A 20,240-nucleotide genomic window follows, 5' to 3' on the forward strand; every position below is an offset into this window, starting at 1 on the left:
CTAAGCGTTCGGGAAACCCGGTGAATTATCAACCATTCGACCCCTTGAGGTGACGATGAGTCTTATCGCCGAGTTCCGGCTGACCGGGCCGGGCCTCGTTCTCCGCCACGCCCGCAACGCCGTCCCCGAAGTCGACGTGAACGTCCAGCACGAGGTCGGAATCGACCCGCAGCGCCCGATCCTCTTCTTCTGGGCGACCCCGGACGGCGACGCCGACGCGAGCGCGCTCGACGACTTCCACGACGCCGTCGCGGCGGACGGCTCCGTGAGGGACGCCACCGTCCTCGACGACCTCGGCGACCGCCGGCTCTACCGCGTCCAGATCCACGAACACCACGACACCGTGCTCTACCCGGCGTACGTCGAACTGGGCGCGGCGCTCGTCGGCCTCTACAGCGCGGCGTCCGGCTGGAAGGTCGAAATGCGCTTCCCCCATCGGGACGCGCTCACCGACTTCCGAGCGGCGTGTGAGCGCAACGGCGTCAGCTTCTCGCTCCACCGGCTCTACCAGGGCGTGAACGAGAACGAACCCAAGGGACTCACCGACGCCCAGCGCGAAGCCCTGCGGGTCGCGATGGCACTCGGGTACTTCGGCGTTCCCCGGGAAGCAGCGCTCGCGGACGTGGCGGACGAACTCGACGTCTCGACGCAGGCGGCGTCAGAACGAGTGCGGCGCGCGGTGAAAGCGCTCGTGGAGAGCGCCGTCTAGAGCTGTTCCGCGAGCCACTCCATGTTCATCACCGCGGCGGCGACGAGCACGCCGACGATAGAGGTGAGTACGAGGAAGGCGGAGACGACGCTCACCATCGGCGTCAGGGCGGACTGAAGCGAGGTCCACGCGAGCACGGGCACGGTCTTCACCTGGTAGCTCCGGAGGAACAGCGCCATGATGAACTCCTGAAGGCTGACGATGAACGCCACCACGGCGGAGATGAGGACGCCGCTGCGGACGTTCGGCAGGACGACGTGATAGAACACCCGGAGGGGGTGTCCGCCCAGGTCCATTCCGGCGTCCCGCAGGCTCCAGTCGAAGCGCGCGAACACGGACTGCATCACGAAGAACACCAGCGGGGTCGCCCAGAGGGTGTGTGCGACGACGATGCGGAGGTACGTGCTCGTGATGCCGATGCGGTTGACGTAGATGAGGAGCGTCAGTCCGATGACGACGGGCGGCAGAAGGAGGGGAAGGAGGATGATCGGCGGAAGAACGCGCGTGAGCACGGAGTCCGATCGCTGCACGGCGAGCGATCCGGTGACGCCGAGGACGGTCGAGAGGAGGGACGCGCCGACGCCGATGACGAAGCTGTCGCGGACGGCGCTCAGCCACTCTTCGCTCGCGAAGAACTGCCGGTACCACTTCAGGCTGTACTCGTTCGGCGGGAACGTGATGTACTCGCCCTGCTGGAAGGACGTGACGAACACGACGAGGATGGGGAGGAGGATGACCGCGAACAGCAGCCAGTAGCCCGCTCGAAACAGCGCGTCCTCCACCCGCTCTCGTGACACCCTAGACATCTTGAACCCCTCCGATAGAACCAGTGAACAACCGCATCACGCCGAGTGAGACGACGAGCATGCCGCCGAGCATCAGAATGCTGAACGCCGCGCCGGTCGGCCAGTCCAGTTGAGTGAGCATCAGGCTCTCAATCTCCATCGCGAACGTCGTCTGTTGGCCCGAGCCGAGCTGGCTGGGGGCGGCGTAGGCGCCGACGCTCCACGCGAACGACACCACGGTCGCGACCGCGATACCGGGGAGCGCCTCGGGGACGACGACTTCGAAGAACGACCGCGGTCGGGACGCCCCGAGGTCGCGGGCGGCCTCGACCGTATCCCAGTCCATCGTGGAGAGCACGCTGTAGATGGCGAGCACGGCGTACGGGAAGACGATGTACACCTGCCCGACGACCGTTCCTACCATCCCGGGCGCGAACTGGATCGGCGAACTGATAACGCCGATGTCGATCAGGAGATCGTTCAGGACGCCGTTCGGCGCGAGGAGCGGCCGCCACGCGTACGTCTTCACGACGAGCGTCGTCAGCAGCGGGAGGATGACGGAGAACAACAGGAGCGACTTCCGGAGGCCCGTCGCGCGGTAGGCGGCATACGCGTAGAACAACGCGAGTAACACCGCGATCACGGTCGCGATCACGCCGAGTTTGAACGAGAAGACGATGAGGTCGCGGTAGAGCCCGGATTCGAGGACGGCGCGGTAGGCGTCGAGCGTGAACGCCGACGCGTAGAACCCGGGGTCTACGTTCGCGTTCAAACTCATCCGGACGAGGATGAGGAACGGAACGACGAAGAACACGAGTTCGAACGCCGCGAGCGGTGCGACGAGCAGGACGCTCCCCGCGTCCTGTCGCTTGATGCGGCGGCCGAGCCACGCGAACATCGACTCCGTCGCCATTACCCACCACCTCGGCCGACGCGCTCACCGGTCTCGGCGAACGCGAGGAGGTCGTCGGGGTTCCAGGACACCGCGACCGTGTCGCCGACATCGAACGTCTCGTCCGCGCCCACGCTCTGCTCGAAGAACAGGCTCGTGTCCGCGATCTCGACGTAGAACCGCACCGACGAGCCGCGGTACAGGACGTCCGTGACGTCGCCGGTGAGCGTGGTCGCCGGCTCCGGCTCGGCGGCCGACCCGCCGTCCGCCGCGCTCGCGGGTTCGACCGTCAGGTCTTCCGGACGGAACGAGACGGTGAGCGCGTCGCCCGCCGCGACGGCGGCGTCCCCGGTCGGGAGCGCGATCTCGGCGTCGAACGTCGTGTCGGCGACGACGCCCGTCTCGGTGACGGATTCGACGCGAGCGTCCACGAGGTTCGTGTCCCCGAGGAACTCTTCGATGAACAGGCTCACCGGATCGTCGTACACCTCGCGGGGTTCGCCGACCTGTTCGATCTGGCCGTCGTTCATGATCGCGATGCTGTCGGCGAGCGTGAACGCCTCGTTCTGGTCGTGGGTGACGTGGACGAACGTCGTCTCGACCTCGTCGTGGATGTTCCGGAGTTCGAGCTGCATCTGCTCGCGCAGCCGCTTGTCGAGGTTCGAGAGGGGCTCGTCGAGCAGGAGGACGTCGGGCTCGATCGCGAGCGAGCGGGCGAGCGCGACGCGCTGTTTCTGGCCGCCGGAGAGGTCGGTCGGGTCGCTGTCCGCGAAGCCGCTCATCTCCACGACCTCGAGTATCTCGCGGGCGCGTTCCTCGCGTTCGCCGCTCCCGACCCCGTCCATTTTGAGGCCGAACGCGACGTTCTCCAGCACGCTCTTGTGCGGGAACAGCGCCCACGACTGGAACACCATCGATGTGTCCCGCTCGTAGGGCGGCTGGTCGGTCACCGGCTCGCCGCCGATGTGCACGTCGCCGTCCGTCGGCGTTTCGAGGCCGCCGAGCATCCGCAGCGTCGTGGACTTCCCGCAGCCCGACGGGCCGAGCAGGCAGAGGAGCTCGCCGTCGTCCACGTCGAGAGTGAGGCCGTCCACGGCCGTGAGGTCTCCGTACTCCTTGCGGAGGTCTGAGAGGGTAACGGACGCCATTTAGTTCGTCTGCATCCGCGTGAATTTGTTCGAGAACTTCTCGGAGTAGGGCGCGACTTTCTTCCAGTGGGGGATGGAGTACTTCTCCGCTTCCTCGGCGGTGGTGGGGACGTACTCCCCGAGGTCGCCGGCGTAGTCGACGCCCTTCGCGCTGAAGAACAGCGGGTGGTCTTCGGACCACTTGCTCTGAACCTCGGGGTCGAGGAGCATGTTGATGAACTCTTCGCCGAGCGTGCGTTTGTTCGTGCCACTGACGACCGCCCAGTTGTCCATCCAGGCGGCGTTGTTCGCGGGCATCGAGAACTCGACGTTCTCGTGTTTGTCGATGTCGTAGTAGATCTGGTCGAAGTACCACTGGGCGGCGTCGATGATGCCGTTCTGGAACTGCTGCCAGATGTCGGTGCCGGAGGACGCCCAGCCCTGGATCGGCCACTCCTCGAGCGTGGTGAGGAGTTCGTCGTGGTACTGCTCCTGGTAGAGTTCGTCCGCGCCCGTCGCGGCGTCCGTGCCGACGCCGGCGCCGAGCAGGGGATAGATCCAGAACCCAGAGTCGATGCCGACGCCGCTGGACTGCTTCACCGTAGGGCTCGTGAAGTCGCTCCAGGTTTCGACAGGTTGCTGGAGGTTCTTGTTGTAGAGGATCGCGAGCGGCGCACCGTCGACTGGGGCGCCGTGCGAGATGGGACGGATGTCCTTGTAGTGCTGGATGACGTTGTCGATGTTCGGGATGTTCTCGTCGTACCGCAGCGGCTCGAAGAGCCCCTGTTTACGGCCGTTGTAGTAGATGGGTTCGCAGGCCACCGTCACGTCGAACGGCGGGGCGCCCGACGAGGACTTGATCTTCGCGAGCAGGGAGTTCCACCCAGAGAGGACTTCGAGTTCGGCGTCGAACCTCGACTCGAAGATCGGTTTGATCGCTTTCTTGAAGCGTTCGACGTAGTTGCCGCTCCACACCGTAACGCGGAGGGTGGTCGTGCTGTCGCCGCCGCCACCGAGCATTCCCGTACAGCCGGCGAGGCCGGTTGTCGCGGCCGCGCCGGCCGCGCCGAGGAACGCCCGGCGGCTCGCAGAGCTGTGGTTCGTGTCTCGAGGCGTGGCTTCTCGCTCGTTCTGGCTACTGCCAGACATACCCGGTGTCAAACGCCGCGCGACGGAAAAGAGTGGTGGCTTCGGAACCGTTCATGGGACGCAACACCAAGGATTTCGCGGGTCTCGTTGATTGCGGTTCGCCGCCCCAAACGCCGGGGTTAAACGGCGTGGGCGAATACGCGAGTGCAATGAGTCAGCAGGAGCGGACCGAGGGCGACCTCCGGAACACCGGACTCTCCCTGAAGCACGACCGAACGTGGGACTACGAACTCGACCGCATCGTCGATGCCGTCGAGGAGCGCGACGCGGAGAAAGTCGGCCTGCAGTTCCCCGAGGGGCTGAAGCGCCGCGGCCCGGCCGTCACCGACGACCTCCGGGAGGCCCTGCCGGACGGCGTGCGCGTGATGATGTCCGGAAAGCCGTGTTACGGCGCGTGCGACCTCGACACCTATCTCATGCGGCGCACCGACGTGTTCGTTCACTTCGGCCACAGCCCGATGAAGGAGTCGGAGAAGATCATCTACGTCCCGCTCTTCTCGAACGTGGACGTGACGCCGATCATGCAGGAAGCGCTCGACGAACTCGAGGAGGGCGACGTGGGGCTCGTCACGACGGCCCAGCACATGAACAAGTTCGAGGAGATGCGGACGTGGCTCGAAGAGCGCGGGTTCACCGTCCACACCCGCCGGGGCGACGACCGCCTCACCAACGAGGGCCAGGTGCTCGGCTGTAACTACGCGTCCGCGGACATCGACGCCGACCAGGTCTTGTACGTCGGCGGCGGCAAGTTCCACCCGCTCGGGCTGGCGATGGAACACCCCGAGAAGAACGTCGTCATCGCCGACCCCGTGAACAACTCCGTCTCCATCGCCGACCAGGAGCAGTTCATGAAGCAGCGCTACGCGAGCGTGCACAAGGCGATGGACGCCGAGAAGTGGGGCGTCATCTTCTGCACGAAGATCGGTCAGGGACGCTGGGATCAGGCGAACCAGATTGTGGAGAACAACGACAACGCCTACCTCATCACGATGGACGAGGTGACGCCCGACCGGCTGCGGAACTTCGACATGGACGCGTTCGTGAACACGGGCTGTCCCCGCATCACGACCGACGACGGCCCGCGGTTCCACAAGCCGATGCTCACGCCCGGCGAGTACGAGATCGCCGTCGGGAACAAGCCGCTCGACGAACTCGAGTTCGACACCTTCCACGGCACCTGGTGAGCCGTTTTTCTCCCCGTTTTTCGAGAGCTGGGTAGCCCGCACCCCACCACCCAATAATTACTACTAGGCATAGACAAAGCCTTTTGTATTCTCGTTATGTATGGTCGTGCATGAGCACCACCCAGTCCGCGGACGTCCGAGACACAATCGCGAGCTGTCGCCCGACGAACGCCACCCCCGTCACGATAGACGCGAAGTCGCTCGACTCGCTCTCCACCGCCCACCTGCGCGACGTGAAGGACGGGCTCCGCGCCGAGGACTACACCGCGGACGTCCTCGAGCTCTCCGCGTGCTTCGACGAGGACTGCTCGTTCGCCACGCAGGACGAAATCGACCGCGTGCGCGACCACATCGACGCCGCCGCCTACCTCGGCGCGGACACCCTCACCGTCTCCTTCGACGGCGTCGCCGAGACGTCGAAGGTCGAACCCGCGCTCGCCGCGTCCGCCGAACGCGCCCGCCGCGAGGGCGTCACCCTCGAACTCGACGGCCCCCTCTCCCTCTCGTAAACCGTTTCTCCCTCCCGCTCCATTTCTCGCTGTGAAACGCGCGCTCGAACAGCGACTCCAGGACGTCGAGGGCTTTCGCGACCCGCGGGTCGACCTCGAACAGTACCCGACGCCCGCCGAACTGGCGGCGCACGTCGTCCACCTCGCCGGCCTCCACGACGACCTCGACCGCACCGTCCTCGATTTAGGGACGGGAACGGGGATGTTCGCGCTCGGCGCGGCGCTCGCGGCCGCCCCGCGCGTCGTCGGCCTCGACGTCGACGCGAGCGCGCTCGCCGTCGCCCGCGAGAACGAACGCCGCCTCGCGCCCGCGACTTCGGTGGACTGGGTTCGCGGGGACGCGACCCGCCCCCCGCTCTCGGCCTCGAACGCGACCGTGCTGATGAACCCGCCGTTCGGCGCGCAGCGCGGGAACGAGCACGCCGACCGCCGATTCCTCGACGCGGCGAGCCGGCTCGCGACGGTCTCCTACTCCGTCCACAACGCCGGGAGCAGGGCGTTCGTCGAGTCGTTCGCGGCCGACGCCGGCGGCGAGGTCACCCACGCCTTCCGCGCCGAGTTCGAACTCGCGCGCCAGTTCGCGTTCCACGACACCGACTCGAAAACGCTCGACGCGGAAGTCTACCGGATCTCCTGGGCCTAGCTGTACGCCTCCTCGTTCGCGACCGTCACGCGCGTCCCGTCGAATACCGCGACCAGCGCGCGGTTCGTGTGCCTGAAGCGTATGCCCGCGAGTGTCGTCGAACTCCCCGAGCGCGGGATGGGCGTGGTGCCGACAACCGCGCCCCCCTGCGTGAGCGCGACGTAGAAGACGCCGTCGCGGATGACGATGCTGACGTTCTTCCCGGCGAGCGTCAGGTCGGCCATCGCGGGTTCCGACGAGTAGACGTGCCGCCAGTCGCCGTCACCGGGCTTCAGGTAGACGGCGTACGCCGCGCCGCCGCCCTGCGCTATCCAGCCGACGCGCTGCGCTGTCACAGTCGCCTCCCAGCCGATACCGCCGACGCGAACCGTACTCGACCCCGTGAACGCGAGGCGGCCCGCGGAGACGGCTTCCGTCCACAGCGCGCGGCGGTCGCTGTAGACGATGACGCCGCTCGCGTTCACGCTCGTGGACTCGCCGAACAGCGACACGTCGATGGCGCTCACGCGCTGGTTCGGGACGGTCTCCGCGTACGCGACCTGGTAGTCACGGACGTCGACCGCGTCGGCGGGCAGCCCGCTCCCGGCGGTCGTCGTGTAGTTGATGGGCGCGGCGACGCCCGCCATCACGGCGAGGGGGACGACGACGAGGAGAACCCCGGCCTGCCGCCGGGAGATGTCGGTGCCCCAGCCGAGCGGTTCGCGCGACCGGCCCGCGCGGACCGCGGTGGCGACGACCCAGCCGACGGCGAGGACGAAGAGCACGCCGACGGCGCGGTAGAGGACGTAGGAGGCGGGGCCGCGGTACCACCACCACGCCCACAGGGACAGCGACGCCGCGAACAGCACGGTTCCGGCGAACAGGCGGAGGGCGGACGGCCCGCGGTCGCGTTTCGCGAGCACGAGCACTCCGAGGAGGACGCCGAGCGTCAGCCCGAGGAAGTGGCCCTGCACGGCGACGCCCGCCCACCACGGCCCGCCGTAGGAGGCGCCGGCGGACGTGACGACGACGGGATCGGTGAGCGCGCTGTAGAGCGTGGAGACGGCGCTGCGGACAGTGAGCGCGACGACGACCGCGAGCGGGTAGCGAACGAGCGCGAACGCCGCGAACGCGAACACCACGCCGGAGAACCCGATGACCGGCCCCCACGCGAACACGCTCGTCGCGAGGCCGACGAGGGCGACGCCGAGCGGGAACAGGACGAACGCGCGCACGTAGGGGTTCGCGCGGAGCGACGAGAAACTGCCGTCGCCGCGCTCGGTCGGGAAGTGGCTGAACGCGTACTCCGCGAGCGGCGCGAGCACGACCGTTCCCACGAGGTTGCCGTAGAGGTGGCCGTAGCCAGAGTGCGCGAACGGCGCGGTGAGCACGCCCAGCGGGTACGTGTACGACCACGACGTGAACGGGAGGGTGAGCGGGGAGTAGAGGCCGTCCGCGCCGCCCTGCACGAACAGGTAGAACGCGAGCACGCCGAGAATCGACACGAGCGACCCCCACGGAACCCCGAACAGGAGGCGCGCGCGGAGGCGGCGGAACCACCGGCCGCGGGGTCGGTCGAGCGCGCGCACCACGCCGAACGACGCGACTAGCACGAGCGCGAGGGCCGCGGCGAGCGCCGGGTCGACGGGGACGGCGCCCAGGGCGGCCGCGACGCCGACGCCGAGGACGCCGACGACGGGCGCGACCACCAGGAGACCGTCCGAGAGACGGACGCCCGCGAACCGGGAGAGAAGGCCCGCGGCGGCCGCGCCGAGCAGGCAGGAGACCGCGACGACGACGGGGAGCGACACCATACCCGAGTCAAGTCACGCCCCACCAATAAAACGCGTCGGCCGACGCCGCGCGACCCGTGGCCCGGCGCGCGTCCCACCGGTCGGGGAGGTCGGTGCGGAAGATTGAAACGCGCGCTCCCCCTGCGTTCGTGTATGGATTTGCGGGTTGTCGAACAATCGGAGTCCGAGCTCGTGATAGAGATCGGGGGCGAAGACCACACGTTCATGAACGTCCTCAAGGGCGCGCTCCTCGAACTGGACAGCGTCGCCGCGGCGACGTACGACCAGAACCCCGAGCAGTCAGGCGGCCAGACCGAACCCCTTCTGTCACTGAAGACGGAGGACGGCGAGGATCCGCTGGACGCTCTGGAGGAAGGTGCGGGGCGCGTGGACGAACAGCTCACCGAGTTCCAGACGGCGTACGAATCCGCGGCGCAGTAATAAAACCGAACTGCGAAGCGCTGCTTTAGTATAAAGTACGGAAACGCTATTTTGCAGGCCTCTAGCCGGGAAACTGTATCGATGGATGAACCACTGACGTGAGTGTGTCATGGAAAGCGCCACGTACAACGTGGTAGAATGCGAAACGTGCTGATGAACAACAGGGAGAAATCTCTGAGGGAGATATCGTTGTACGGCCGGAAGAACAAACTGACTTGCCGTGGTGGTTCCCTCCAATAGTATAATGGTGGAAATAGTTATTTCCGGTATTGGATTGGTAGTGGCAGCTGGATTACTATGGAAATCACTCCAGTCCCAGGAACAGCGCCCCTGGCACCTTCTTGGAGCTCTTGGATGGGTTGTGTTCGCTGCCTCTGGCCTCGCTACTGGGCGGGGTAAAATAGCGATTATTGCTGTATCAATCGTCATATTCGCCGGTGCTATAGTCATTCGGCAGAACGATCGACACCAAAAAACGACAGGCGTCTGAACTCGTATTTAGTTAAACCGGGCGAGATACGGGAGACTGCCGGCTCAGTAACTCAACAGAGCGCGGAGAACGCTTCAGAGTTTTGAGCCGGCGTCGTCCGCGAGTTCCTCCATGCGCTTGGAGAGGCGGCCGGCGTTCGAGAACTCGTCTTCGCTCATCGCGTTCGCGAGCGCGTTCCCGAGGACGAACACGGCGTGCTTGTGCTCGCTCTTGGACTTGTGGACGTGGCTCGGGTCGACGTCGAGTTGCTCGTACGCGTCGAACGCTTCCTCGTTGATCTGGTCGTAATCGCGGATGTCGTCCTTGATTTCGACCAGCTGTTCGTGGAGGTCGAGCAGTTCGTCTTTGTGCATAATCGCGCTATGCGATTTGACGGTAAAAACCTTGCTCGCTACGCGCTCACACGCCCTAGAAGACGTACTCGTCCTCGTGGCCCATCATGCCCTCGTCTTCGAGGCCGGCGTCGTCGTCCATCGGGCCGCTGGTCTTGTACGCGCGGATTCCCGCCGAGAGGAGGTCTTCGATGGCTTCCTCGCGGCTCATGAACTCGCCCTGTTCGACGAGCTGGGCGATCTGCATTTCGATGTGGTCGGGGATGTTTAGCTCCACTGTCGGCATGGGTTCTAGGTGGCCGTTTGCCCCACCCGTTGATAAACTTGGCGGGCCGAATTTTCCCTGAGAAAAGTATTCTTTACCTCGTGGAAAACGAATGCTGGTGAGAAGTATCGAGAATTAGCCGTTCCTGGTACCGGTACGCATACGTGCGCCCCGCCCGACTATCGGGTATGAGCGTCACGGACGTCACGGACCTCCACGAGGAGTTCGACGGGGAGCGCCTCCCACCCGGACAGCGGGAGACGAGCAAGTTCCCCGTGCTCTCGAAGGGCAGCACGCCGACCTACGACCCCGACGACTGGACGTTCACCGTCACCGGCGCGGTCGAAAACGACCTCTCGCTCTCCATGGACGAGTTCCAGGCTCTCCCGAGCGAGACCCAGCGCCAGGATTTTCATTGTGTCACCGGCTGGTCGAAGTTCGACTGCGACTTCACGGGCGTCACCTTCCCCACCCTGATGGACGCCGCGGGCGTCCAGTCCGACGCCGTCCACGTCATGTTCCACGCCCTCGACGGCTACACCACCAACCTCCCGCTCGACCAGTGCGCGCGCGAGGAAGTCATGTTCGCCTGGGGGTACGACGGCGACGACCTCCCCCGCGAACACGGCGGCCCGCTCCGCGTCGTCACCCCCCACCGCTACGCCTACAAGGGCGCAAAGTGGGTGGACGGCGTCGAATTCCTCACCGAACCCGAGCGCGGCTACTGGGAGAAACGCGGCTACTCGAACACCGCGAACCCCTGGAACGAAGAGCGGTACAGTTGAGCGACGAAGGAGCGAAACTGTACGAACGGACGAGCGCTGAGCGACCGACGGGAGCGAGGCGCGAGGAGGTACAGTTGATACGCGGCGCTACGCGCCGCGGAATAGGCGAACGCTGAGCGCTAGCGAGGCGTGAGCCACGGGGACGTAGTGACGAGACTGGACGAACGAGCGAGCGGGAGACTGCCGAACAGGTGTTTTACGCGGTGGTTGCCGTAGGCAGCTTCATAAGCCACGGCTGACACGTCCTACGTGAGTATCGAGATGAACGAAGACGACACTTCCGGGCGCGGGCGGTCGCGGCGGTTCGTCGTCGCGGCGGTCGGCGCGACCGTGGCGGGACTGGCGGGCTGTAGCGGGAACGACGCCGAGACGACGGCGACGGACACGCGGACGCGCGCACCCACAGCGACCGAGACTGCGACGGCGACACCGACGACGACGGCGACGACGACCGAACAGCCGATGACGGTCGCCGACGTTCGGGAACGACGCCGGAACCTCACCGAGCGCGAGAAACGCGAACGCTACCGGGCGGGGATTCCGGGTGAAAGCGACTACCAAGTCGAAACGATCTAAGCCAAATAGATTCACGTAGAGATCAAGCACTCACAATCGCCGAAGAAGTCGGTAAGGATTACGGAAGTCAATGGGCAGAAGGAACACAAGCCATCGCACACGCACTACACAACGAACTAGACTGGATGAACTGGGAAAACAGAAACCTAGTCAACATAGTAACACGACACAACAGTGCTCCTGGTCAGCAAGTAACTGTAAACTACAATACTGACGAAGGCAGAATTTTAGACGGCACATGGGCCAGAGGAGAAAACTCAGGGCCTCAAGAATACATAGAAAACATTCCAGACAGCGAACTAATGGACGGCGACGAAGGAGACTTCCTAATCACAGATACTGAAGTGATCAAAAGATCAAAGAAAGCAGGAAGAATAGAAGAAGAAGGATGGGAAAACATCCAAATCGAAATGCAATCAGTCATACCCGGAGCATACGGACCAGATGTCAACGATGGTCCTGTACGGAACAGAAACATCATCTTCGACGGAGACGCAATGACATACATCGGAGAACACTACGATGATTCTGCCGAGGCAGTAAACGAAGTGACAGTGGAATCCATGGAGATAGCGATGGCCACCGCTCCACTCAGAGACTCCGGAAGATACGTAGGAGTCACCGCAGGCGGAGAAGGCCTCGAAGTGGATGCAATCTACTCACACGACGAAGGAAAAGAGAAGATGAGCGAGCCGGTTGCGTTCTAGCGGGAGTTCGAGCCAGTAGGATACGTCACAGCGAGTAGCGTCGCAACCGTCCGACGAGAGTTTCCGGAAGTGGTGTGTGCGTTCTCGGGGTCGTTCAGTAGATACGTTCTGTCGCTATCTGTGCGCCCTCGTCGAGCGCCTCCAGTTTCGCCCACGCGATTTCGGGGCTGACCATGCCGAGGCCGGCCTGTGTGCCGAAGCCGCAGTCGGGCGCGGCGACGAGCGGCGTGTCGTCGGGGACGGCGTCGGCGACGCGCTCTATCCTGTCTGCGATGGTTTCGGGGTGGTCGATGATGTTCGTCTTCACGTCGACGACGCCGGGGATGAGCGTCCAGCCGTCGGGAACGGGGTGTTCGGCGAACGCGCGGTACTCGTGCTGGTGGCGGGGGTTCGCCTGTTCGACGCTCAGGCCCGTGATGTCGGCCTCGTAGAGGACGGGCAGCATCTCGGCGAGCGGCGTGTCGAGGTGGCCGGGGCCCTCGTAGCTCCCCCAACAGGTGTGGAGGCGCACCTGTTCTTCGGGGACGTTTTCGAGCGCTTCGTTCAGCGCCTCGACGTGCAGGCGGGTGGCGTCCTTGATTTCCGCCAGTGAGGAGTCGGCGTACGCGGCGGTCTGGCCGACGGTGAGGAGTTCGGGCGCGTCGATCTGGAGCGTGAACCCGGCGTCGGCGACGAGTTCGTACTCCTCCTGCATCGCGTCGGCGGCGGCGAACAGGTACTCCTCGTAGTCGCCGTAGTAGTCGTCGACGTGCGTGGCGGTGACGACGCTCGGGGACGCCGATGTGAGGAAGGTGTTCGAGAAGTCGGCGTCCACGTCGTCGAGCGCGGCCTCGAACTCCGCGATTTCTGCCTCTGCTTCCTCGTAGCCGGTGTATTCGAGCGGGCCGGTGACGACCGGATGCTCGGCGAGGTTGATGACGTCGGTCTTGAACGTCTCCTCGGCGTACTCGGGGTAGTCCTGGAGGTCCGCCCAGAGCTCCTGTTCTTCCGTGCCGTCGATGCCGCTGAGGCGGTTCTTCACGTACCAGTTGAAGGAGACGCGGGGCTGTTCGCCGTTGTTCGCGCTGTCGATGCCCACGTCGGCCTGCCGGCGGACGACCTCGTGGGTCGCGTCGGTTGTCGCGGCCTCCCACTCGTCGGGGTCGACGTCCTCGCCGTCCTCGCGCTTCTTGAGGAGGTCGAGGAGGTCGGGCGGTCGGGGGAGGCTACCGATGTGCGTCGTCGGAATCCGGTCGTCTACCATCGTAGTCCAATAATACTTTCCCGATCTAATATAACTCTCGGTATTTGGCCGTGGTCGCGTACTGGAAAGTATAAACGACCGCCGACCGAAAATCGAATAATGGGAACTCGGCGCAACGCGCAGGAGTCCGTGCCGGCGGGCGGACGGCTCGTCAGCCGGACCCGCCGACTCGACGACACGCCGCTCGCGGCGCTCGTGCGAACCGCGGAACGCCCGCACGCCGTCTGGACCGCGCCCGACGAACCCGCGCTTCTCGCCCGCGGCGCGGCCGCGTTCGTCACCGCCAGCGGAACCGACCGCTTCGCGTCCGTGCGCGAGCAGGCCGCGACAGTCTTCGCATCCATCGACCGCCCCGATGCCGCGCCACGGGCCGCCCGCCCGCGGTTCGTCGGCGGCTTCTCCTTCCACGACCGCCACGACGCCACCGGCGTCTGGGACGGCTTCCCCGGCGCGGGCTTCGTCCTGCCGCACGTCCAGTTCACCGCCACCGGTGACACGACCTACCTCACCGTGAACGAGTACGGCGCGGACGCCACGCCCGCGTCCGTCAACCGCACGCTCGACACCGTCGCCGCCGACGCCCGGGACGCGACCCGGGGGGAACTCGACGCACCCCCGGGCGTCCGAGAGACGGAGCGCACCACCGACCGCGAGACCTGGCGCGACCAGGTCGAACAGGTCGTCGAACGCATCGACTCCGGCGACCTAGAGAAGGCCGTGCTCGCGCAGTCGCTCCGCGCGGAACTCGACGGCGCGTTCTCGCTCCCCGACGCCTTCGACCGGCTCGGCGACGCCTATCCCGACTGCTTCCGGTTCGCGTTCCGCGCGAACGGCGGCCGGACGTTCTTCGGCGCGACCCCCGAACGCCTCGTCACCCGCCACGGCGGCCGGCTGGAGACCGGCGCGCTCGCCTCCACCGTCCCCCGCGGCGACACGCCCGCCGAGGACGACGCGCTCGAAGCCGACCTCAGCAGCTCGGAGAAATACCAGCACGAACATCAGTTGGTCGCGGACAGCATCCGCGCCCAGCTCGACGGCCACGCGCGGAACGTCGTGACCGGCGACCAGCAGGTACGGAAACTCGCGACCGTCCAGCACCTCTTCACGCCCATCAGCGCCGACACCGACGAACACGTCCTCGACCTCGTGGCCGCACTCCACCCCACGCCCGCCGTCGGCGGCCTCCCGCCGGACGCCGCGCTGGACGCGATCCGGGAGATAGAGACGTTCGATCGCGGCTGGTACGCCGCCCCCGTCGGTTGGTTCGACGCGAACGGGGACGGCACGTTCGCGGTCGCGATTCGCTCCGCCGTCGCGGACGACCGTGCGGCCACGCTGTTCGCGGGTAACGGCATCGTCGCGGACTCCGACCCCGACGCCGAGTGGGAGGAAGTCCTCCTCAAGTACCGGCCGGTGCTGGACGCGCTCGAATGACCGCCCCCAATCGGAGCACGCTGTTCGCGCGCGCCGTCGTCGACGAACTCGCGAACGCCGGCGTCGAATCCGTCTGCATCGCACCCGGCAGTCGCTCCACGCCGCTGACCGTCGCGTTCGACGCGCACGACGATATTCGCGTGTTCAGCCACCTCGACGAACGCGCCGCGGCGTTCTTCGCGCTCGGCCGCGCGAAACGCACCGGCCGCCCGACGCCCGTCGTCACCACCTCCGGCACCGCGACCGCGAACCTCCACCCGGCCGTGATGGAGGCCGCCCAAGCCCGCGTTCCGCTCCTCCTGCTCACCGCCGACCGCCCCGCCGAACTCCGGGACAGCGGCGCGAACCAGACCGTCGACCAGGAGAAACTCTACGGGAGTTCCGTCCAGTTCTACAAAGACCTCCCCGAGCCGAACGCCGAACCGCGCCGCCTGCGCGCCGTCCGCACGACGGTGCACCGCGCGCTCGCGGAATCCCGGGGCGCGAACCCCGGCCCCGTTCACCTGAACTGTCCGTTCCAGAAGCCCCTCGAACCCACGGACGCGGAGCCGCCGCACGCCGTTCCCGACGACTTCGCCGACCGGTATCCGCTCGCCGCCCGTGGCCGGAACGGCCCGTTCGTCACCCGTCACGCGGGCGAAACGCATCCCGGCGAGCAGTCGCTCGACCGGCTCGCGGCCCTCGTCGCGGACGCCGAGCGCGGCCTCGTCGTCGCCGGCCCGACCGACCACCCCGACGCAGCCAGCGAAATCGGCCGGCTCGCGGACACGCTCGGGTATCCCGTGCTCGCCGACCCGCTCTCCGGCCTCCGATTCGGCGGGTACACCGAACGCGTGCCGACGCTCGGCGGGTACGACGGCTACCTCGACGAGCGCGTCACCGCCGACTGGCCCAGTCCCGACCTCGTCCTGCGGTTCGGTGCGTCACCGACCTCGAAGCCGCTCCGGAACTACCTCGCGCGCGCCGACGCCCGCCAGGCGCTCGTCGACCCCGCCGGCGGCTGGCGGGAGGCCTCGTTCACCGCGAGCGACCTCGTCGTCAGCGACCCCGCGCCGCTCGCCCGCCGCCTCGCCGAGCGCGGCGACGACCGGGGCGCGGACTGGCCGGAACTCCGCCTCGCCGAACGCGCGCACTGGGACGCCGTCGCGGACGCCGACCGCCTGGAGGGCGCGATAGCCCGCGAGGTCGTCGCGTCCGCGCCCGACCCCTCGACGGTGTTCGTCTCGAACTCGATGCCCGTTCGGGACATCGACCGGTTCGCCCGCCCCCGGGACGCCGACGTGTCCGTGCTCGCGAACCGCGGCGCGTCCGGCATCGACGGCGTCACCTCCACCGCGCTCGGCGCGGGGAGCGCGACGGACGCCCCCCTCATTCTGCTCACCGGCGACCTCGCGTACTACCACGACATGAACGGCCTGCTCGCGCTCGCGCGCTGCGACCAGTCCGCCACTATCGTCCTCGTGAACAACGACGGCGGCGGCATCTTCCACATGCTCCCCATCGAGGACTTCGACCCGCCGTTCCAGGGGCAGTTCAAGACCCCGCACGGCCTCGACTTCGAACCCACGAGCGACCTCTACGGCTTCGACTACGCCCGCACCGACTACGACGGCTTCCCAGAGCGCTACCGCGCCAGCCTCACGAGCGAGGGAACCCAGGTCATCGAAGTCGTGACCGACGCCGAAGCGAGCCACCGACGCCGCGAGGAACTCCGCGAGCGCGTGGTCGCTGCCCTCTCGTGACACGAGCGCGCCCGCCTCCCTGGCCGTTTAAGCCGGTCGTGCGCGTCCCTCGGCTATGAGCACGCACAGCGAGTCGGAGTGGTTCGGGTCGGACGCCGTCGCCGCGGTCTACCGCGTGCAATTCCTCCTGCTGATACTGTTCGTCGGAGCGATCCCGATTGTCGGAACCGCGCTCGCCGCGCCCTGGTACGTCTCCGTCGCCATCGCCGCCGTCGCGCTCGCCGTCCTCGGACTGGTCTGGTGGTGGGCGGGCGCGTACGAGCGAACCGTCGGCTACCGGTTCGGCGACGACGAGTTCGAGGCGCGTGGCGGCGTCTTCTTCCGCTCGAAGAGTACGGTTCCCTACGCCCGCATCACGAACGTCGAGACCAAACAGGGCCCTGTACTCCGGTACTTCGGCGTCGGGTCGGTCGCGGTTCAGACCGCCGGTCGCTCCGGCCAGACCACCGCCGAGGTCACCGTGAGCGCCATCACCGACTACGAGGACGTTCGCGACCGGCTCGTCGAGCGCGTGCGCGCCGAACGGAGCGCGGGTGACGCCACCGGAAACGAACCGCGGCCGTCTGGCGGGGACGCGACGCTCGACGACGTGCTCGCGGAACTCGAGCGCATCCGCGGCGTCCTCGACGACCGGGACGGCGAGTAGGGAAGCTTTTTGCGCGCTTGCCCGGGAGTGCGAGTATGGTCTCTGAACTCTTCGACCCCGACCGCTGGGAGCAGGTCGAGGGCTTCGACTTCCGCGACATCACGTACCACCGCGGGACGGACGTGGACGCCGTGCGCGTCGCGTTCGACCGCCCGGAGAAACGCAACGCGTTCCGCCCCGGCACCGTGGACGAACTCGCGACCGCGCTTGACCACGCGAAACGCCAGACCGACATCGGCTGTGTCCTCCTCACCGGCAACGGCCCCAGCCCCACGGACGGCGGCTGGGCGTTCTGCTCGGGGGGCGACCAGTCCGTCCGCGGCGAATCCGGCTACGAGTACCAGGGCGAGGACGAAAACCCGGATCAAAGAGACGGGGCCAGTCGAGCGGCGGAGCCGCGAGACGGAAACCCGGGCCCGGGCGAGGCCGGCCGCCTCCACATTCTCGAGGTTCAGCGCGCCATCCGCTTCATGCCCAAGCCCGTCGTCGCCGTCGTCCCCGGGTGGGCCGTCGGCGGCGGCCACAGCCTCCACGTCGTCTGCGACATCACGCTCGCCAGCGACGATCACGCGAAGTTCCTCCAGACCGACCCCGACGTCGCCTCGTTCGACGCCGGGTTCGGCTCCGCCTACCTCGCCAAACAGGTCGGCCAGAAGAAGGCCCGCGAGGTGTTCTTCCGCGGGAAGACCTACAGCGCCGCGGAAGCCGCCGACATGGGCATGGTGAACGAAGCCGTCCCCCACGACGACCTGGAGGACGTGGCGCTCGACTGGGCGGACGAGATGAGCCGGAAGAGCCCCACCGCTATTCGCATGCTCAAGTACGCCTTCAACATGGCCGACGACGGTATGGTCGGCCAGCAGGTCTTCGCCGGCGAAGCCACCCGCCTCGGGTACATGACCGACGAAGCCCGCGAGGGACGGGAAGCCTTCCTCGAAGACCGCGACCCCGACTTCGACGACTACCCCTGGTACTACTAACCGGGTTTTTTTCGGGTTCGGGTCAGCTTCGCCGACCGCTCACCGCAAACACGGCCACTATCCGCGAGAAGCGCTGTTTCTCGCGATACAGCCGGGACGCGGCGCGTTCTGGCGATCAAGAGAGCGGTCGCCGGAGGCGACCGGTACGGTACCGGTAGGTGGAAAGCGGGACACCGGCTTCCGTGATGGGGTCGGGGGCGTCCCAACCTAGTTTCGCGCGTCGCGGTCAGAGACGTAGGGACTGCAGAGTAGGACAGACTGCAGGAGGGGACGAGGGGGAATCGTCCCGATGTGTCCGAATCGCCGCGCACCGGGCGCGTCCACGCGGGGCCGCTACGGAGCCACGCGAACGCCCGACGGCGGCGGCGCCAGTCAGTGCGTATCGGGTCAGTCAGGCGAACGACGGGGGTCGTTCGCACTCCCGTAGCGAGCGTGACACGGGGAGCGTGTCACACCTACCCCGTTCACCCGCCTCCGTGTTAACTCCGCCCCGGATTCTCAGTTCGTGGGACTAGTGTCGAGGGCGTCGAGCGCGAGCACGACCGCCGCGCCGGCGACGACGAGCAGGGCGGCGACCGCGAACGCCGAGACGTAGTCGTACGCGGACGCGAGCCAGCCGCCGAGAAGACCGCCGACGCCGCCTGCAGCCGAGGACAGCGCGGTGTAGAGGCCGAGCGCGGCCCCGCGGTTGGTCGGCCCGGCATACCGGGCGACGAGCGAGTTCGCGGTGACGGCGATGACCGCCCAGGAGAGACCGACGAGCGCGAACAGGCCGGCGACGGCGACCAGGCCGGCGGCTGTCGAGGCCTGGACGGCGTATCCGACGGCAGCGACGACGGGGAAGACGACGGCGCGCAGGCCGAGCGCGCCTGACTGGAGGCGGCGGAGGTCGTAGCGGTCGGCGAGCTCGCCGGCGCCGACGTAGAACACGGCGGACGCGAGGCTCGAGACGACGTAGAGCGCGAACACGGCGTCGTCCCCGAACCCCGCGTTCGTGAGGAAGTCCGGGAGGGGCGCGCTGAACACGGAGAACCCCGCGAAGAAGACGGAGACGGCGGCGAAGTACAGCAGGAGCGGGCGGCTGACGCCGGTGAGGAGGTCGCGCGGACTGGCGCTGCGGGCGAGCGAGACGACGCGCCCGGGAAGGAGCGGGGAGAAGACGCTGCGAACGGCGCGCCGGGACGGACGGCGCCGGAGGCGGCCCCGCAACCCGCGCGTGCCGGGTTCGGTCGGGAGCGCGCTCGCGGCCGCGACCGCGCAGACGAGAACGATACCCGCACAGAGCCAGAGGAGCGCGCGCTGGGTCTCGATGGGGTTCAGATGCTCGCCGACGACGAGCGTCCACGCCGACCCGAGCACGAGGCCGACGGTCCAGCCGTACCCCTGGTACTTGTTGAGGCGGGCGATGCGGCCGTTCCAGCGGTGTTGGGGGGCGTCCGCGATGACGAGCGTGGTGAATACGGGGGTGACTGCGGCGACGAACAGCCAGAGCGCCGCGTCCGCGACGACGACCGCTGCGACAGACCCGAGGAGCGGGAGGGCCGCGAACGCGACCGCGATGCCGGCGAACCCGACGAGGACGATGGTGCGCTGGTGGCCGAACTGATCGGTGATCGGGCCGACCGCGAGCGAGCTCGGAGCCATCGCCATCGAGGTGGCGAACCAGAGCACGCCGAGCGCGACGGCGTCCCCGCCGAGTTGGACGACGTAGAGCGGAACGAGGAGGCTGGCGACGCCGATAGCGACGTTCGCGCCGCCCCACGCGTACAGCCAGCGCTCTCCCCGCGGTGCGCGCTCGGGTTCGATGTCGGCGGCCGTGTCGGACACGC

General features: G+C 67.1%; 21 protein-coding genes. 12 read left to right on the plus strand and 9 right to left on the minus strand.

Features of this window, described 5'->3' with window-relative positions; all coding sequences use genetic code 11:
* The first annotated feature begins 55 nt into the window (after nucleotides 1-55).
* A complete protein-coding gene (locus FQU85_RS10035) occupies nucleotides 56-709 on the plus strand; it encodes a helix-turn-helix domain-containing protein (RefSeq protein WP_145847452.1) in 654 nt (217 codons plus the stop codon).
* Here the strand turns inward: FQU85_RS10035 and FQU85_RS10040 are convergent.
* From FQU85_RS10040 to FQU85_RS10055, 4 genes are read right to left on the minus strand one after another with little or no spacing between them, the layout of a single operon-like run.
* On the minus strand, nucleotides 706-1,515 hold the full coding sequence (locus tag FQU85_RS10040) for an ABC transporter permease (RefSeq protein ID WP_206022042.1): 810 nt from the start codon (nucleotides 1,513-1,515) through the stop codon (nucleotides 706-708). The two genes, FQU85_RS10035 and FQU85_RS10040, sit on opposite strands and share 4 nt — an antisense overlap.
* On the minus strand, nucleotides 1,508-2,407 hold the full coding sequence (locus tag FQU85_RS10045) for an ABC transporter permease (protein WP_145847454.1): 900 nt from the start codon (nucleotides 2,405-2,407) through the stop codon (nucleotides 1,508-1,510). The genes FQU85_RS10040 and FQU85_RS10045 overlap by 8 nt, the downstream gene beginning before the upstream one ends.
* Nucleotides 2,407-3,534: an ABC transporter ATP-binding protein gene (locus FQU85_RS10050; protein WP_145847456.1), complete on the minus strand. Its 1,128-nt coding sequence runs from the start codon at nucleotides 3,532-3,534 to the stop codon at nucleotides 2,407-2,409. The genes FQU85_RS10045 and FQU85_RS10050 overlap by 1 nt, the downstream gene beginning before the upstream one ends.
* A complete protein-coding gene (locus FQU85_RS10055) occupies nucleotides 3,535-4,662 on the minus strand; it encodes a PotD/PotF family extracellular solute-binding protein (protein WP_145847457.1) in 1,128 nt (375 codons plus the stop codon).
* 149 nt (nucleotides 4,663-4,811) lie between these two features.
* Between FQU85_RS10055 and dph2 the strand changes: the two genes are divergently transcribed.
* From dph2 to FQU85_RS10070, 3 genes are all read left to right on the plus strand, one after another.
* Entirely contained in the window at nucleotides 4,812-5,846 is a 1,035-nt protein-coding gene (dph2, locus tag FQU85_RS10060; protein ID WP_145847459.1) for a diphthamide biosynthesis enzyme Dph2, read from the plus strand.
* A gap of 110 nt (nucleotides 5,847-5,956) precedes the next feature.
* Entirely contained in the window at nucleotides 5,957-6,355 is a 399-nt protein-coding gene (locus FQU85_RS10065) for a hypothetical protein (RefSeq protein WP_145847461.1), read from the plus strand.
* Nucleotides 6,356-6,386: 31 nt separating this feature from the next.
* Nucleotides 6,387-6,998, plus strand: a complete 612-nt coding sequence (locus tag FQU85_RS10070; protein WP_145847463.1) for an METTL5 family protein — start codon at nucleotides 6,387-6,389, stop codon at nucleotides 6,996-6,998.
* Here FQU85_RS10070 and FQU85_RS10075 read toward each other — a convergent pair.
* Nucleotides 6,995-8,791: a rhomboid family intramembrane serine protease gene (locus FQU85_RS10075; protein WP_145847466.1), complete on the minus strand. Its 1,797-nt coding sequence runs from the start codon at nucleotides 8,789-8,791 to the stop codon at nucleotides 6,995-6,997. The genes FQU85_RS10070 and FQU85_RS10075 overlap by 4 nt on opposite strands.
* Nucleotides 8,792-8,923: 132 nt before the next feature.
* Between FQU85_RS10075 and FQU85_RS10080 the strand changes: the two genes are divergently transcribed.
* Nucleotides 8,924-9,211, plus strand: coding sequence for a DNA-directed RNA polymerase subunit L (locus tag FQU85_RS10080; RefSeq protein WP_145847468.1), 288 nt, complete (start codon nucleotides 8,924-8,926; stop codon nucleotides 9,209-9,211).
* Nucleotides 9,212-9,775: 564 nt separating this feature from the next.
* Here FQU85_RS10080 and FQU85_RS10085 read toward each other — a convergent pair.
* Complete coding sequence (locus FQU85_RS10085; protein ID WP_145847471.1) at nucleotides 9,776-10,054, minus strand: UPF0058 family protein; 279 nt, start codon at nucleotides 10,052-10,054, stop codon at nucleotides 9,776-9,778.
* 55 nt (nucleotides 10,055-10,109) lie between these two features.
* Entirely contained in the window at nucleotides 10,110-10,319 is a 210-nt protein-coding gene (locus FQU85_RS10090) for a cell surface protein (RefSeq protein WP_145847473.1), read from the minus strand.
* A gap of 167 nt (nucleotides 10,320-10,486) precedes the next feature.
* Here FQU85_RS10090 and FQU85_RS10095 point away from each other — a divergent pair, with 167 nt between their 5' ends.
* From FQU85_RS10095 to FQU85_RS10105, 3 genes are all read left to right on the plus strand, one after another.
* Nucleotides 10,487-11,083: a sulfite oxidase-like oxidoreductase gene (locus FQU85_RS10095; RefSeq protein ID WP_145847475.1), complete on the plus strand. Its 597-nt coding sequence runs from the start codon at nucleotides 10,487-10,489 to the stop codon at nucleotides 11,081-11,083.
* 261 nt (nucleotides 11,084-11,344) lie between these two features.
* Nucleotides 11,345-11,659: a hypothetical protein gene (locus FQU85_RS13510; protein WP_206022043.1), complete on the plus strand. Its 315-nt coding sequence runs from the start codon at nucleotides 11,345-11,347 to the stop codon at nucleotides 11,657-11,659.
* Nucleotides 11,660-11,784: 125 nt separating this feature from the next.
* Nucleotides 11,785-12,366, plus strand: coding sequence for a hypothetical protein (locus FQU85_RS10105; protein ID WP_145847477.1), 582 nt, complete (start codon nucleotides 11,785-11,787; stop codon nucleotides 12,364-12,366).
* Nucleotides 12,367-12,460: 94 nt separating this feature from the next.
* Here the strand turns inward: FQU85_RS10105 and FQU85_RS10110 are convergent, their stop codons facing one another.
* The gene (locus FQU85_RS10110) at nucleotides 12,461-13,609 is read right to left on the minus strand and encodes a cobalamin-independent methionine synthase II family protein (protein WP_145847479.1); all 1,149 of its coding nucleotides are present in this window, start codon (nucleotides 13,607-13,609) and stop codon (nucleotides 12,461-12,463) included.
* Nucleotides 13,610-13,708: 99 nt separating this feature from the next.
* Between FQU85_RS10110 and FQU85_RS10115 the strand changes: the two genes are divergently transcribed.
* Genes FQU85_RS10115 through FQU85_RS10130 form a run of 4 tightly spaced genes read left to right on the plus strand, consistent with a single transcriptional unit; the run spans nucleotide 13,709 to nucleotide 18,411 of the window.
* Nucleotides 13,709-15,043, plus strand: coding sequence for an isochorismate synthase MenF (locus tag FQU85_RS10115; protein ID WP_145847481.1), 1,335 nt, complete (start codon nucleotides 13,709-13,711; stop codon nucleotides 15,041-15,043).
* The gene (menD, locus tag FQU85_RS10120; protein ID WP_145847483.1) at nucleotides 15,040-16,785 is read left to right on the plus strand and encodes a 2-succinyl-5-enolpyruvyl-6-hydroxy-3-cyclohexene-1-carboxylic-acid synthase; all 1,746 of its coding nucleotides are present in this window, start codon (nucleotides 15,040-15,042) and stop codon (nucleotides 16,783-16,785) included. The genes FQU85_RS10115 and menD overlap by 4 nt, the downstream gene beginning before the upstream one ends.
* 55 nt (nucleotides 16,786-16,840) lie before the next feature.
* Nucleotides 16,841-17,431: a PH domain-containing protein gene (locus tag FQU85_RS10125; RefSeq protein ID WP_145847486.1), complete on the plus strand. Its 591-nt coding sequence runs from the start codon at nucleotides 16,841-16,843 to the stop codon at nucleotides 17,429-17,431.
* A gap of 35 nt (nucleotides 17,432-17,466) precedes the next feature.
* Entirely contained in the window at nucleotides 17,467-18,411 is a 945-nt protein-coding gene (locus FQU85_RS10130) for a 1,4-dihydroxy-2-naphthoyl-CoA synthase (protein ID WP_145847489.1), read from the plus strand.
* 498 nt (nucleotides 18,412-18,909) lie between these two features.
* Here the strand turns inward: FQU85_RS10130 and FQU85_RS10135 are convergent, their stop codons facing one another.
* The gene (locus tag FQU85_RS10135; RefSeq protein ID WP_168219971.1) at nucleotides 18,910-20,238 is read right to left on the minus strand and encodes an MFS transporter; all 1,329 of its coding nucleotides are present in this window, start codon (nucleotides 20,236-20,238) and stop codon (nucleotides 18,910-18,912) included.
* Between the last annotated feature and the right edge of the window lie 2 nt (nucleotides 20,239-20,240).

Source organism: Salarchaeum sp. JOR-1, from assembly GCF_007833275.1.
GTDB lineage: Archaea > Halobacteriota > Halobacteria > Halobacteriales > Halobacteriaceae > Salarchaeum.